The sequence below is a fragment of the Xanthomonas hortorum genome (assembly GCF_024339125.1).
In the GTDB taxonomy this organism is placed as follows: Bacteria; Pseudomonadota; Gammaproteobacteria; order Xanthomonadales; family Xanthomonadaceae; genus Xanthomonas; species Xanthomonas hortorum.
Window position 1 is genome coordinate 320,608 of the sequence record NZ_CP101417.1, and the last position, 13,968, is coordinate 334,575.

The following is a 13,968-nucleotide window of genomic DNA, read 5'->3' on the forward strand; positions in this document are numbered from 1 at the left end:
AAGGAACGACATTGCAGACCACCGCCACCCAACCCATGAGCCGCGCGCAGGCGCTGGCGATCGCGCGCGCGTTTCTGCCGCCGCATCCGCTGGGCAATCGCTACGATTACTACTACACGCAAGCCAAGCTGCGCACCGATCCGTTGTATCCGGGCGTGCTGGCCGAGTTGCGCAGCACATCGGCGCCCGTACTGGATCTGGGCTGCGGGCTGGGCCTGCTCGCGCATGCATTGCGTGCCGACGGTCAGGCACTGGCGTATCACGGGGTGGATGTGGATGCGTCCAAGATCCGCCGCGCGCAACACATCGCGCAGCGCTCGGCACTGGGCAACACGCAGTTCGCCGTGGTCGATCTGAGCGTGGCATGGCCGCAACACCGCGGCAGCGTGACCATTCTGGATGTGCTGCAGTATCTGCAGGACGACATGCAGGCCAACCTGCTGCGCAGCGTGGCGCAGATGCTGACGCCGGGCGCGAAGCTGGTGATCCGCAGTGCCTTGGGCGATGCCAGCAGCCGTGGCCGCACCAGCCGCGTCACCGACGTGCTGGCGCATCTGAGCGGCTGGATGCAGCGCATGCCGCGCAGCTACCCCACCCGCGACAGCCTGCAGGCGCAGTTGGATGCCGCAGGTCTGCGCGCGACGTTTGCGCCGTTGTATGGCAATACGCCGTTCAACAACTGGTTGATCGTGGCCGAACCGCGCTGAGGCGGTGCACGAAGTGCTCGGCTCGATTTAGAACGGCTAACAGAACGTAGCGAGGTCGCCAGGCGGGTGTGGAGGCGCGGAGGAAACGGAGTGTAGGCGTGGTACATGCCGCACCGAGCACGGCCGCAGCGATCTGGCGGCTGCGTAGTCCGTTCTTAGCGCTATGAGGCTGATCTCAAGCTGCGTTGGTCGAGTGCGCGGTGCCCTCACCGCTCGCGGGACACGCCGTGAATCCGTCCCTGGAGGCTCGGTGGCGGCATCCATGCCGCCACACGGTCCCGCAATCGGCGAGGACACCGCACCAGAAAGCTGGTCGGTAGTTTGATGAAAGCCTGCCTGTTGATCGCGTTGCATTTTGCGTTGCGAAGCTGATCGGCCGCAGCGTTATCCAAGCAGCGCACGTCATGCATTGCTTGCACCATGCACACCGACCAACCCCACAGGTCCTTGCCCGCCCACCGTCGCGGGACCTTACGCGGCATGGATGCCGCGTAAGAGCCTTATCTGTTCGGAATCTGGCAGTTTAGGTGTCGAGAGCCGGCGTGGGCCACCGTGAGAGCCTGGATCTCAGCGATCGCCGTGTAGCTTGGTACCCACGCCGGATTCTCCCTTGATTCGCCCGAACAGTTGCCCGAGGTGACACTCGAAACGATAAGACTGGGCAGGCGAGGGAGCTCTCGACATTTCTAGCCTAGCGGAGATTTCCCATGAGCGGAATCGGGATCGATGTGTGCAAACACTCTCTTGACGTTGCGGTTTTTCGAGGCCAGACCCGTCAGTTCACCAACACCGCAGGCGGTCATCGGAAGCTTGTCGATTGGCTGAATACGCTGTCGGTGCGGCAGGTGGTGCTGGAGGCGACCGGGGGCTACGAGCTGGCAGCGCTGGATGCCTTGCATCACGCCGCATTGCCGGTGGCGCGCGTCAATGCGCAACGGGCACGCAACTTGGCCAACGGTTTGGGACTGGCCAAGACCGACCGGCTGGACGCCGCCATGTTGGCCTGCATGGCCGAGAAGATGGAGCTCCATCAGTATGTTCCACTGGAACCATGGCAGCGCGATCTGGGCGAGCATGTGCGTGCCCGTCGGCAACTGGTGGATCTGTTGAAAACAGCAAGGCAGCAGCTGCTGCAGGTTGCGGAAAAAGCGCTGCGCAAGCTGCTGCAGGGCAACGTGAACCAGCTTGTGCGCAGTGTGGCGCGGTTAGACAAACTGATCGCCGGGCAGCTGAAGACGCTACTCACCGAGCAACCGCACCTGGCTGCGTTGAAGACGCTCAAAGGGGTCGGTCCGGTGCTGCTGGCCGTGCTGGCGTGCCGGTTACCAGAGCTTGGGACGCTCAGCGGAAAGCAGATATCCCGATTGGTTGGCGTTGCCCCGCTCTCGCGCGACAGCGGCGCGATGCGAGGTAAACGGGGGATTGGCGGAGGCCGAGCCGACATCCGACAGGCGCTGTATATGGCGGCCATGTCCTCAGCTCGGCACGAGCCACGTCTGCGCGATTTTTACAGAGCGCTGCGGGCACGCGGCAAGGAGGGCAAGGTCGCCCTTGTGGCGGTGATGCGCAAGATGCTGGTCATCCTCAATGCGCGCGTGCGCGATGAAAGAGCCGCCATGCAGCCCGCCTGAGCGCATTTGACGGCCATGCGCAAACGCAAAAAAGCGTGCCGGCCAGCGGCCGGCACCTACCGATGAACGCGCCTGAAGGAAACCGCTCAAAGGTCGCGGGTTGAGGTCCTGATCAACACAGTTGCTACACGGACGTACTTGCGGCGTGTCCTGCGATGGTGGGCGGGCAAGGGCCCTGCAGCCAAGCCGCAGATCAACCGCTCTACAACTGATCTATCCACGCTGACCAATCACTTCAGGACAAGCGATCAGGACAACCGAGTTACAGAGTCGCCGCGTCGTTCAGATGCAGGCAAAGGCTTGGTTAGTCGAGCGCGCGGCGCCCTCACCGCACCAGAGAGTTCGCTGATTGCTTTGTTGAAAGCCATGCACACCGACCCTCTCGACCGGCCCTTGCCCGCACACCGTCGCGGGACCTCTGGCGGCATGGATGCCGTCAGCGGCTGGCGCCTTGAGCGAGATCAGAACTTCCAGGACATCGTCAGCTCCACATCGCGTGGGTCGCCATAGATCAACTGGCTCTGGTAGACGATGTTGGCATAGTACTTGCGATCGAACAGATTGCGCATGTTGAGCTGCGCCGACCAGGCCTGATTGATGTCGTAGCGCGCCATCGCGTTGGCCAGCAGCACGCTGCCCTGGGTCAACCGCTGCGTGGTGCCCTGTGGCCCGGACATCAATTCGTGAATCGCAGACTGCCAACTTAGACCACCACCAACGCGCCATGGGCCGGTTTGCCAACTGGTGAACAACGTCGCTTCGCGACGCGGACTGGTTGGATTCACGTCGACGCCGCTGGCGTCGTTGGCATCGAACTGGGCAAAGCCGAACGCGATGCGCCATTGTTCCGAAAGCTGGCCATCGAGCTGGAATTCCACGCCCTGGCTGACTGTGCCTTTGGCAGCGAGATAGGCCTGATCGGTGGTGCCGGGCACCAACTGGCCGGGGTCGTTGACGGCGAGATTGTCCTGCTCGATACGGAACAGCGCCAACGCTGCATTGAGTTGGCCGCCGAGGTACTCGCCCTTTGCGCCGACCTCGTAGCTGTTGCCTTCCAGCGGTTCGATATACCGCCCGCTACGGTCTCGATTGCTCTGCGGTTTGAAGATGCCGGTGTAGCTGGCGTAGAGCGAATGGTGATCGTCCACATCGAAGATCAGGCCGGCGTACGGCGTGGTGCGGCCGCGGCGTTCGTACGAGTTGGCCGGCACCAGTTGGTCGGTGTTCTTCCAGTCGGTGATGCGTGCGCCGACGATGGCCTTGAGCGCATCGGTCAGGCTGAAACGGCCGGCAGCGTAGGCGGCAACCTGGCGCACCTCGCGCTCTTCGCCCTTGCTCAGCGGCGTCCACTCCGGCTGCGCCATGCAGCCGGTCCAGGCGTACACGCTTTCGGCGCTCAGCGGTTGCAGTGGTGCGTTGGACCAGCTGCGCAGGTTGCGATTCATCCAGGTGGCGCCGGCCACCAGTTCGTGCTCGCGGCCCCACAGCATAAGCGGCACCGTGGCGTAGGCATCCAGACTGTTCTGCGCGCTCAAGGTGGGATAGCGGCCACCAAAGTTGCTGGCAAGGCCCAGGCCGGTGTCGCGGTCCGGATAATCGAGATAGCCGAACAGCACCGATTTCCAATCGGCCTCGAAACGCTGATGCGAATACTCCACATGCAGCTGCGCACCGTTGTCGAAGCGATGGCTCAGGCCGGCGAAGGCATTGGTGGTGTCGGCCACGCCGCGCGCCCAGCGCGGAGTGAACGAATCCGAGCGGGCAAAATCCGTGCGGCTGCCATCGCTGAAGTACGCCGGCACGCCGCCCCAGGTGGTGCCGCGACCGTCGTTGCGCTGCTTGTTGACGCCGATGTAACCACTGGTGGCATTGCTGAAATCGGCATCGACAATGCCGTAGAACAGCGACGACTGCTTGCTGTAGTAATCGCGGAACGATTGCTTGTCTTCGTAACTGGTCACCACCCGTCCGCGCACGTTGCCTGCCGTGTTCAATGGCGATTGCAGGTCCAAGGTGCCGCGATAGCGGTCCCAGCGCCCCACCGACAGATCCACGCGGCCGGTGAACACGTCGCTATCGGCATGCTTGCGCACCAGATCGATCGATGCGGCCGGGCTGCCCGCACCGGAGGTCAGCCCGTTGGCACCACGGATGATTTCCACACGGTCGTAGATCGCCATGTTCTGCTGCACATCGCCGCTGTAGTCGGTGGGGATGCCGTCGATGCGGTAGTAGTCCACTTCGAAACCGCGCGCGTTGATATAGGTACGCTCGGTATCCCAGGTCGGCGAGTTGAAACCGGCCACGGTGTCGGTGACGTCCTGCAGCGATTGCAGATTGCGGTCGACGATCTGCTGGCGCGTCACCACCACCACCGATTGCGGCGTTTCGCGCAGCGAGAGTTGCAGCTTGGTCGAACTGCGCGCGACATCGGCGGTGTAGGAGTCAGTGCCCTCGGTGGCAGCGCCGCGATGCGCGTGGATCTGCATGCGGTCCAGGTCGACCGGATCGCGCGTGCTCGACTGCGCCATCGCAGACAACGGCCATGCGCAGGCCAGCGCCAGCAAGGAATACGACAGGCGAGCGTTCAACAAACAGACATCCGCACGCACAACAGCGCGCGCAGGAGCAATGCGATAAGACATGGTGTCAGCCTCATGAGCGAAACATTGCCGTCGATGACGGCCACTGAGGCTGGCGCGGCCGCGCCGTGAGAAGGCGCGCGCCGTTTGCTGGCTGGGGCGCGCATGTTCGATCCAGGTTAAATCGCTGTCAATAGATCAGGGCACAAGGTCTGCCGCTGACGGCTGCGATTGACGTCTGTTTGTCGCAGCGGGTGATCGCAAGCCGACAGACCGGCGGCGACGCCGCGACCGGCACATGGGCCTGCGCACGCGTCACATCCGGCGCTGTGCCAGCTGCATCCTGACGCAGCTGACAGAGCGCAGCGAGCGGCCTCAGGCGGGCATGCACGGCACAATCAGCACGACGTGCCGGCATCGAAGGACTAAGCACCGGGCGCGCCTCGCGGTGAACGCAGCCACTTTGCCGGGAACCTTCAGTCCGGACGCCTGCCCACCAAGCCACGCTCCTGCATCGCCTCCAGCACGCCCCGCAGGATGGTCAGGTTGTGGCCGTGCGCGGCACCTTCGTGCAGCAGCACGATCGCGCCGGGGCGCAGGTCGCGCACGATGCGGGCGATGGTGGCGTCCGGCTCGCAACGCACGCCATCGAAGCCGCGCGCGCTCCAGGCCACACGGGTCAGGCCGTGCGCACGCAGCGGCGAGGCGACGAAGGGGTTGGTCATGCCCACCACCGAGCGGTAGAGCCGTGGCGCCTGCCCGGTGATGGTGGCCAGCACGCGCTGCGCCTGGCCGATTTCCTGCGCCATGCGGCGCGGCCCCAGCGCCCAGAACCAGGCCTGCGGATGGGTGTGGCTGTGGTTGCCGATGCCATGCCCACGACGCACGATCTCGCGCACCAGCTCAGGCCGCTGCTCGGCGCGTGCGCCGACCACGAAGAAGGTGGCCTTGGCAGCGTAGGCGTCCAGCAATTCCAGCATCGCCGGGGTGTCGTCGGAGGGGCCATCGTCGATGGTCAGCCACACCTGCGGCGCGTGTCCGGGCAGGCGTGCCAGTACCGGTGCATACAGGCGCGCGCGCGGCAGGAATACCGGCACCACGAACAGCGCGTGCGACAACAACAGCGCCGGCACGCCCCAGATCCAGCCCAGGTGCCACCACAACAGCGCCACTGCGGCCTGCGAGAGCGCCAGCAGGCCAACCCAGCGGTAAGGATGTGAGGGAATGCGATACAGCGTTTGCAGCGTGGTCATACCGCATGATGCCACGCGGCGTAGAATGGTCCGCCTCCACGATCTGACCGAAGTGCTGCCATGTCCCTCGATCCCGCCCTGCGTTCCCGTATCGATACGCTGCTGCAATCCAGCCGCGTGGTGCTCTTCATGAAAGGCCAGCCCAGCATGCCGCAGTGCGGTTTCTCGGCCAAGGCGGTCGGCGTGCTGGACGGCCTGGGCATCGACTATGCCCACGTCAACGTGCTGGCCGACCAGGACATCCGCGAAGGCATCAAGGCCTATGGCGACTGGCCGACCATTCCGCAGTTGTACGTGGATGGCGAGTTGGTCGGCGGCAGCGACATCATCCTGCAGATGGCCGACAGCGGCGAGTTGAGCAGCATGCTCGGCCTGCAGGCGCCAGACCGGACGCCGCCCAAGATCACCGTCACCCCGGCGGCGGTCGAGATGCTCAAGGGCGCGCTGGCCGATGCGCCGGACGCCTCGCTGACGCTGTCCATCGACGCCGACTTCCAGCCGAACTTCCAGCTGGCGCCGACCAACCCGAACGCCATCGCGGCCGAATCCAACGGCCTGCGCGTGCAGTTCGACCTGGCCAGCGCGCGCCGCGCCGACGGCATCACCATCGACTGGGTGGACGATATCCGCGGCCGCGGCCTGGCGATCGACAACCCCAACGCGCCCAAGCCGGTGCAGGAGTTGTCGGTGCGCGATGCCGACGACCGTCTCAAAGCCGGCACGCTGACCCTGGTGGACGTGCGCCCGGCCGACGAGCGTGCGCTGGCTTCGGTTGCCGCCCCGTTCCGCACGCTGGATGCGCACGAGCGTGCCGCCATCGAGCAGCTGCCCAAGGACACCCCGCTGGCGTTCCTGTGCCACCGCGGCGGCCGCAGCCTGCAGGCGGCCGAGCACTTCCGCAGCTTGGGCTTCAGCAACGTCTACAACGTCACCGGCGGCATCGATGCGTGGTCGGACCAGGTGGACAACGGCGTGGCGAAGTACTGAGTACCACGACAATTGCGCAGCAGTGGTGATGTAGCTGTTGATTCGCCTGTGCGTACTGTTGCTGTCTCGGTTTAGAGCTGTGGTGTTCCATCGAGGGTCGAGGGCGCGGTGCCCTCGCCGCTCGCGGGACACGCCGTGAATCCGTCCATGGAGGCTCGGTGGCGGCATCCATGCCGCCACACGGTCCCGCAATCGGCGAGGACACCGCACCAGACAGTTTGCCGGCTGTTTTATTGAAAACTCTGCACACCGACCATCTCGACTGGTCATTGCCCGCCCACCGTCGCGGGACCTTATGCGGCATGGATGCCGCAGAAGAGCCTACATGGACGTACTTGCGGCGTGTCCCGCGATGGTGGGCGGGCAAGGGCCCTGCAGTGAAGTAACAGCCCTAGGGACGCTGTAACTTAAACAGCGCCGAGAAACCCGCCGCCGCGCCTCAACCAGAAAATCCACCGTCATCGAGAAACTGCCGTTCTTCCGCAGTGCTCTCACGCCCCAGCACCGCATTGCGATGGGGGAAGCGCCCGAAGCGCTGGATGATCTGCTGGTGATGCACCGCCCAGTGCGTGGTTTCGGCATCGTCCAACGCAGTGATCAGCTGCACCGCGCGCACCTGCTCCTGCAGATCTTCGGCATGACCGAACGGCAAATAGAAGAACAGCCGCAACTGCGCGGAGACCTGTCGATCGAAACCACTGGCGAGCGCCTGCTTGGCATGCTGCAGCGCCAGGCCGTCGGTGGCATAGGAATGCGCGCTGCCGCGGAAGGCGTTACGCGGGAACTGATCGAGCAGGATCAGCAAGGCCAATGCATCTTCGGCACCTTCCATCCAGTGCGCGTACTCGCCGCGAGCGGCCGCAAAGTGCTGCTCGCTGAAATGCTGGCGGAAGTTGGCATCGAACGCATCGTTGTGCGTGAACCAGCGGGCCGAGCCGGCCAGCTCCCAGAAAGCCAACACCACATCGGCCTGTTTGTTGCGCTCTGATTTGGCAATCATCGACATTTCCCCTGACGAATACGGCACAGCATGCACGCGCGTATGTGATGAGGCCGCCGCCACCGAGAGCGCAGCACTTGGCAAGCACCTCGCCGGCCGCTAGGTTTGCTGCTGACGTTTTCGTTGCACCGGGGAAATCCATGCGTTCCATCCTGTTCGCCGCGCTGAGCGCGGCTGTGCTGTGCGGGCCTGCGTCTGCGGCATCGCGGTTCGTGCAAGACCCATATCCCAGCACCTATCACGCGCTTGCGTCCGGGCCGGTGCTGATCCAGCACGCCACGGTCCTCACCGGCACCGGGCAGCGCCTGGACGATGCCGACGTGCTGCTGCGCGACGGCAAGGTGTCTGCGGTCGGGCGCGGGCTGGAGGCGCCGGCCGATGCACGTCGCATCGACGGCACCGGCAAGTGGGTCACGCCCGGCATCATCGACGTGCACTCGCATCTGGGCGTGTATCCCAGCCCCGGCGTCAGCGCGCACAGCGATGGCAACGAGATGACCGCACCGGTCACGCCCAACGTGTGGGCCGAGCATTCGATCTGGCCGCAGGACCCGGGCTTCGGCACCGCGCTGGCCGGTGGCATCACCTCGCTGCAGATCCTGCCGGGCTCGGCCAATCTGATCGGCGGCCGTGGCGTCACGCTCAAGAACGTGGCGTCCACGACCTACCAGGGCATGAAATTCCCCGGCGCACCCTGGGGCCTGAAGATGGCCTGCGGCGAGAACCCCAAGCGCGTGTATGGCGAAAAAGGCGGCCCGGCGACCCGCATGGGCAACGTGGCCGGTTATCGCGCCGCGTTCATCGATGCGGCCGAGTACCTGCGCAAGAACGCGCCGAAAAAGAACAGCGAGAAAAAACGCCACTGGTGGAGCCGCGGCGGCGACAACGACAGCAGCGGCGATGCCGGCGGCAAGCGCGATCTCAAGCTCGACACGCTGGCCGGCGCCATCAACGGCGACATCCGCGTGCATATCCACTGCTACCGCGCCGATGAGATGGCGACCATGCTCGATCTATCCAAGGAATTCGGCTTCCGCATCGCCGCCTTCCACCACGGCGTGGAGGCCTACAAACTGGCCGACCGCCTGGCGCAGGAAAACGTCTGCGGCGCGCTGTGGGCCGATTGGTGGGGCTTCAAGATGGAAGCCTTCGACGGCATCCAGGAAAACATCGCGATGGTCGACCGCCCGGCCAACAGCTGCGCCATCGTGCATTCGGATTCGGAAGAAGGCATCCAGCGCTTGAATCAGGAAGCGGCCAAGGTGATCGCCAATGCGCGCCGCAGCGGCACCGAGATTGCGCCCGAGCGCGCGATCCGCTGGCTCACCAGCAACGCCGCCAAGGCGCTCGGCATTGAGAAGCAGACCGGCGCATTGGAGCCGGGCAAGATGGGCGATGTGGTGGTGTGGAACGGCAATCCTTTCAGTTCCTACGCGCTGGCCGAACAGGTCTATATCGACGGCGCGCAGGTCTACGACCGGCATAACCGCGCACTGCAGCCGGTGTCGGACTTCATGCTTGGCCAGGAGGTGGCACGATGAGCCGCGCGACCTTCGTTCGCCCGCGTCTGCGCGCGTTGTCAGTGTTGGTCTTGGCTGCGCTTGCGTTGCCCGCATTCGGCCAGCAGGTGCTGATTCGCGGCGCCACCGTGCATACCGCAACCACTCAAGGCACGCTGCGCAATACCGATGTGCTGGTGCAGGGCGGGGTGATCCGCGCCATCGGCAATCACCTGGCCGTGCCCACCGATGGACGCGTGGTCGAGGCCAAGGGCCGCCCGCTGACCCCGGCGCTGTTCGGCGGCATCACCGAGATCGGCATCGAAGAAGTGTCCGGCGAAGACAGCACCGTGGACAGCGGCGTCAAGCTGAGCGATCAGCCGATGCGCCCGGAATTCGACGTTACCCTTGCCTACAACCCCGACTCGGTGCTGGTGCCGGTGGCACGCGTGGAAGGCATCGGTTTCACTGCGTTGGGCGCAACCACCAGTGGTGCTTTCATCGCCGGACAAGGCGGCATCGTGCGGCTGGATGGCAGCCCCGACCCGATCGGCCCGCACGCCCTGTTTCTCCGCATCGGTGCAGCCGCATCCGATCTCACCGGCAGCTCGCGTGCCGCGCAGTGGATGCTGCTCGACCAGTTGGTTGCCGAAGCGCGTGGACGCGTGCCCGCCGATTCGCCGCATGCGCTGCTGACGCCGGTTGGCCGCAACGTGCTGGCCAAGTATCTGGGCGGGCAAGGTCGCATCGTGGTGCAGGTGGAACGTGCCGCCGATATCCGCCAGTTGCTGCGCTGGGCGCAGCGCGAAAAGGTCCGCATCGCCATTGCCGGCGGCACCGAAGCCTGGAAGCTCGCACCGCAATTGGCGCAGGCCAAGGTGCCGGTGCTGGTGGACGCATTGGCAGATCTTCCATCCACTTTCGATCAGATCGGCGCGACCCTGGAAAACGCCGCACGTCTGCGCGCAGCGGGTGTGGAAGTCAGCTTCACCCAGAGCGGCGATGCCTCGCATAACGCGCGCAAGCTGCGCCAGTTGGCCGGCAATGCGGTGGCCAATGGATTGCCGTGGGAATCCGGCCTGGCCGGGCTGACCCGCGTGCCGGCGGAGATCTTCGGCGTGGCCGATCACATCGGCAGCATCGCGGTCGGCAAGCAGGCCGATCTGGTGCTGTGGGACGGCGACCCGCTGGATGTCGCCCACTATGCCGAACAGGTGTGGCTGGGCGGCCGCGACATGCCGATGCGCTCGCGCCAGACCGACCTGCGCGACCGTTACATGCAACAGGCAGGACCGTTGCCGCGTGCGTATCTGAAGTGAGCGTGCTTGTAACGGGCGTGCTTGTCACGCGCATGTTCGTAGTGAGCGAGTGTGTGATGTGCTGCACCGCTGCCCACGCAGGAAGGGGGATTGCGCCGCGCGGCGCCCCTCTTGCCGAGAGCACACACGGCTGTCATCTGGCAGGCACACCCTGATGCCGATGTCTCCACGCGCACGCATGCTGTATCTGCTGCTTGCACTCGCCGTGCTGCTGATCGAAGTGGCGATCGGCGCCGGTCGGCTCGGTGGGCCGTGGGTGCGCGGCAGCCTGGGCGATGTGTTGGCAGTGATCCTGGTCTACTGCGGATTGCGCGGTGTGCTTGCGCTCTCACCGCGTTGGGCGGCGCTGCTGGCGGTGGCGACCGGGTGCGTGATCGAAGGCTTGCAGGCGATCCATCTGGCCGACCGGCTCGGCCTGCGTCCCGGCAGCGCCGCAGCTATCGCGCTCGGTAACACCGCAACCCTGCACGATCTGGCGATGTATCTGGTTGGCGGTGGCGTGGCGTACATTGGCGATGTGCTGTCATGCCGTGTCGCTGCGTCTTCCGGGCGACATCCGCAGCAGTGATGCACTCCCCCGGGTCTAGCGTATGTCTTGCGTTTCACCATCGGCACTGATCGAAACAGTCGCGGCCTCGCACCGGCAGACGCGGCCGATCTGCATGGCAGGGGTACCGCGGTGACCTCGCTGTTCCAGGGCAGCGGATTGCGCTCGATCGACCGCGTCGTGCTGCGCCAGGCACCCGCCAATCTGCAACGTGGCTTGGAAGCGGTGGGCGGGCGCTTGATCCTCACTGCCGATGCGCTGCACTTTCAGCCGCATGCCCTCAATATCCAGACCCAATCGTTGACCGTGCATCTGGCGCAGATCGGGGCGATGCAACTGCGCTGGACACGCTTGTTCGGCTTGCTGCCGGTTGCGCCGACCTCGCTGGTGGTTCAACTGGACGATGGTGGCGAGCATCGCTTCGTGATCGGCAAACGCGAACAGTGGGTGCTGGCGATCCAGTCGGCGCGCGACGCGCTGCACTGACGCATGTCACCGCAGTGAAATGCAGGCAGCACCGTCCATCGGTCGCTTCGCGCCTCCAGGTTGCAGACAGAGAGCGTGACCTCCACTGCGTTTCGGTACGCCACTTCGAACAGGGCGCACGCTCTGCACGCGTGGTCATCGTTGTCGCTGTCCAGCTCGCCTAGCATCGCGCGTCGGCATCACAGCGACAGCCCCCACTCGGAGATCGATATGCCCCGCCCTACCCTGCGCATCCTGGCATGCGCACTGTTGTTCTACGGCAGCGTCAGCGCACCTGCCATGGCTGCCTTCGGCGTCACCCGCAGCGGTGATCGCTTCATCGTGGACACCGGCGCCCAACTGGTGTTTTCGGTCAACGCCAGCAATGGCGACATCGTGTCGATGCGTTATCGCGACAACGAGTTGCAGACCACCGAGTCCAAGGGCACGCAGCTGGCCTCGGGGCTGGGTAGCGCCAGCGTGGAGGCGCGCACGGTGGGTGGGGCGATCGTGGTCTCGGCCAAGGCCGGCGACCTGACCCAGTACTACATTGCACGCACGGGCCGCAACGCGATCTACATGGCAACCTATGCACCGACACTGTCGAAGGTCGGCGGCGAAGAGCTGCGCTTCGTCACCCGCTTGAATGTAGCCAAGCTGCCGAATGCACAGCAGGAACCCGACTCCAACGTGGGCACGCCGGTCGAGAGCGAGGATGTGTTCTTGCTGCCGGATGGACGCACCAGTTCCAAATTCTACTCGGCACGCCGCATGATCGACGACAAGGTGCATGGGGTCAGCGGTTCGGGGGTTGCGGCGTTCATGCTGATGGGCAATCGCGAGCGCAGTTCCGGCGGGCCGTTTTTCAAGGACATCGCCACGCAAAAAACCCGCGTGACGCATGAGCTCTACAACTACATGTATTCCGACCACACCCAGACCGAGGCGTTTCGCGGCGGTTTCCACGGCGTGTACGGGCTGTTGTTCACCGATGGCGGTGCGCCCTCCAGCGCGCAACTGGACACCAGCTTTGTCGACGCCAGCCTGGGCCTGAGCGATTATCTCGCCGATGCCGGGCGCGGTGCGGTGAGGGGCCGCGTCAGCGGCGTGTTGTCCGGCCAGCCCGCCGTGGTCGGCCTGCGCAACGACCAGGCGCAGTACTGGGCCACGGCCAATGGCAGCGGCGACTACCAGCTTGCCGGCGTGCGCCCGGGACGCTATCGCATGACGCTCTACCAGAACGAACTGGAAGTGGCCCAACGCGATGTCGAAGTGTTTGCCAATGCGACAGCGCAAGCCGCGCTGCAGGCAGTGGCATTGGCGGGCACGCCGAAGTGGCAGATCGGTGTTGCCGATGGCACGCCCGCCGGTTTCCGGTATGCAGACCTGTTGCCGCGCGCGCATCCCTCCGACAAACGCATGAGCTGGGCACCGGTCACCTACACCGTTGGCTCCAGCAGCGTGAGCAGCTTTCCGGCGGTGCAGTGGCGCAGCATCAACACGCCGAACCGCATCGACTTCACCCTGGCGGCCAATGAAGTGCGTGGCTACCGCCTGCGTATCTTCGTGCCACTGAGCCAGGTCAGCGCGCGTCCACAGATCAGCGTCAATGCCCGCTGGAATGGACCGCTACCGGCCACACCCAACCAACCCAAGACGCGCGGCATCACCCGTGGCACCACTCGCGGCAACAACACGTTGTATGAGGTGGATATTCCGGCCTCGGCGCTGCAGGCCGGCAGCAACCGCATCGAGATCGGCGTCGCCTCCGGATCGCCGGACGATGGCTTCCTCAGCCCGGCGTTCGTGTTCGACAGCATCCAGCTGGTGGCGATGTAAGAGTACTTGCCCGGCATCCACCGCACGCAGACACGTGCGGTGGATGGCACAGCTCAAGAACGATGACACCAACCACTGACCAGCGCGTCGAATGCACCTGACCGCTGGTTGCAATCGGCCCATACCATCCACGCGCTAG

Annotated in this window: 11 protein-coding genes and 1 other RNA gene; 8 read left to right on the plus strand and 4 right to left on the minus strand. The window is 64.9% G+C overall.

The genetic code is table 11. The features are described 5' to 3' along the window. Positions 1-35: 35 nt before the first annotated feature. Entirely contained in the window at positions 36-707 is a 672-nt protein-coding gene (locus NMB96_RS01305) for a methyltransferase domain-containing protein (RefSeq protein ID WP_255086913.1), read from the plus strand. A 34-nt stretch (positions 708-741) separates the two neighbouring features. Here NMB96_RS01305 and NMB96_RS01310 read toward each other — a convergent pair. Further along, positions 742-814: non-coding RNA, sX9 sRNA (locus tag NMB96_RS01310), on the minus strand. Positions 815-1,414: 600 nt separating this feature from the next. On the opposite strand from NMB96_RS01310, the gene NMB96_RS01315 reads away from it, so the two are divergent. Beyond that, positions 1,415-2,338: an IS110 family RNA-guided transposase gene (locus NMB96_RS01315; RefSeq protein WP_183086592.1), complete on the plus strand. Its 924-nt coding sequence runs from the start codon at positions 1,415-1,417 to the stop codon at positions 2,336-2,338. 461 nt (positions 2,339-2,799) lie between these two features. Here the strand turns inward: NMB96_RS01315 and NMB96_RS01320 are convergent, their stop codons facing one another. Both NMB96_RS01320 and NMB96_RS01325 read right to left on the minus strand, forming a co-directional pair. Beyond that, positions 2,800-4,983 (minus strand): TonB-dependent siderophore receptor, encoded by a 2,184-nt coding sequence (locus NMB96_RS01320; protein ID WP_255086007.1) that lies wholly within the window; start codon positions 4,981-4,983, stop codon positions 2,800-2,802. Between the two features lie 413 nt (positions 4,984-5,396). Next, a complete protein-coding gene (locus tag NMB96_RS01325) occupies positions 5,397-6,173 on the minus strand; it encodes a polysaccharide deacetylase family protein (RefSeq protein ID WP_255086008.1) in 777 nt (258 codons plus the stop codon). 60 nt (positions 6,174-6,233) lie between these two features. On the opposite strand from NMB96_RS01325, the gene grxD reads away from it, so the two are divergent. Beyond that, complete coding sequence (gene grxD / locus NMB96_RS01330; protein ID WP_023905083.1) at positions 6,234-7,160, plus strand: Grx4 family monothiol glutaredoxin; 927 nt, start codon at positions 6,234-6,236, stop codon at positions 7,158-7,160. A gap of 439 nt (positions 7,161-7,599) precedes the next feature. On the opposite strand, the gene NMB96_RS01335 is transcribed toward grxD, so the two are convergent. Next, positions 7,600-8,166, minus strand: coding sequence for a DUF924 family protein (locus tag NMB96_RS01335; protein WP_255086009.1), 567 nt, complete (start codon positions 8,164-8,166; stop codon positions 7,600-7,602). Positions 8,167-8,300: 134 nt separating this feature from the next. On the opposite strand from NMB96_RS01335, the gene NMB96_RS01340 reads away from it, so the two are divergent. The 5 genes from NMB96_RS01340 to NMB96_RS01360 all read left to right on the plus strand — a co-directional run bounded on the left by NMB96_RS01340 (position 8,301) and on the right by NMB96_RS01360 (position 13,829). Beyond that, positions 8,301-9,701, plus strand: coding sequence for an amidohydrolase (locus NMB96_RS01340; RefSeq protein WP_255086010.1), 1,401 nt, complete (start codon positions 8,301-8,303; stop codon positions 9,699-9,701). Then, positions 9,698-10,978, plus strand: a complete 1,281-nt coding sequence (locus NMB96_RS01345) for an amidohydrolase family protein (RefSeq protein ID WP_255086011.1) — start codon at positions 9,698-9,700, stop codon at positions 10,976-10,978. The genes NMB96_RS01340 and NMB96_RS01345 overlap by 4 nt, the downstream gene beginning before the upstream one ends. Before the next feature lie 160 nt (positions 10,979-11,138). Then, the gene (locus NMB96_RS01350; RefSeq protein WP_374151501.1) at positions 11,139-11,546 is read left to right on the plus strand and encodes a ribosomal maturation YjgA family protein; all 408 of its coding nucleotides are present in this window, start codon (positions 11,139-11,141) and stop codon (positions 11,544-11,546) included. A gap of 138 nt (positions 11,547-11,684) precedes the next feature. Continuing rightward, entirely contained in the window at positions 11,685-12,011 is a 327-nt protein-coding gene (locus NMB96_RS01355) for a hypothetical protein (protein ID WP_181110759.1), read from the plus strand. 210 nt (positions 12,012-12,221) lie between these two features. Further along, entirely contained in the window at positions 12,222-13,829 is a 1,608-nt protein-coding gene (locus NMB96_RS01360; protein ID WP_255086012.1) for a rhamnogalacturonan lyase B N-terminal domain-containing protein, read from the plus strand. Positions 13,830-13,968 lie beyond the last annotated feature (139 nt).

Excerpts from the sequence above, each read along its gene's own strand:
- NMB96_RS01305 (WP_255086913.1), top strand. The coding sequence starts at position 36 with ATGAGCCGCGCGCAGGCGCTGGCGATCGCGCGCGCGTTTCTGCCGCCG.
- NMB96_RS01315 (WP_183086592.1), top strand. The coding sequence starts at position 1,415 with ATGAGCGGAATCGGGATCGATGTGTGCAAACACTCTCTTGACGTTGCG.
- NMB96_RS01320 (WP_255086007.1), bottom strand. The coding sequence starts at position 4,983 with ATGTCTTATCGCATTGCTCCTGCGCGCGCTGTTGTGCGTGCGGATGTC.
- NMB96_RS01325 (WP_255086008.1), bottom strand. The coding sequence starts at position 6,173 with ATGACCACGCTGCAAACGCTGTATCGCATTCCCTCACATCCTTACCGC.
- grxD (WP_023905083.1), top strand. The coding sequence starts at position 6,234 with ATGTCCCTCGATCCCGCCCTGCGTTCCCGTATCGATACGCTGCTGCAA.
- NMB96_RS01335 (WP_255086009.1), bottom strand. The coding sequence starts at position 8,166 with ATGTCGATGATTGCCAAATCAGAGCGCAACAAACAGGCCGATGTGGTG.
- NMB96_RS01340 (WP_255086010.1), top strand. The coding sequence starts at position 8,301 with ATGCGTTCCATCCTGTTCGCCGCGCTGAGCGCGGCTGTGCTGTGCGGG.
- NMB96_RS01345 (WP_255086011.1), top strand. The coding sequence starts at position 9,698 with ATGAGCCGCGCGACCTTCGTTCGCCCGCGTCTGCGCGCGTTGTCAGTG.
- NMB96_RS01350 (WP_374151501.1), top strand. The coding sequence starts at position 11,139 with ATGTCTCCACGCGCACGCATGCTGTATCTGCTGCTTGCACTCGCCGTG.
- NMB96_RS01360 (WP_255086012.1), top strand. The coding sequence starts at position 12,222 with ATGCCCCGCCCTACCCTGCGCATCCTGGCATGCGCACTGTTGTTCTAC.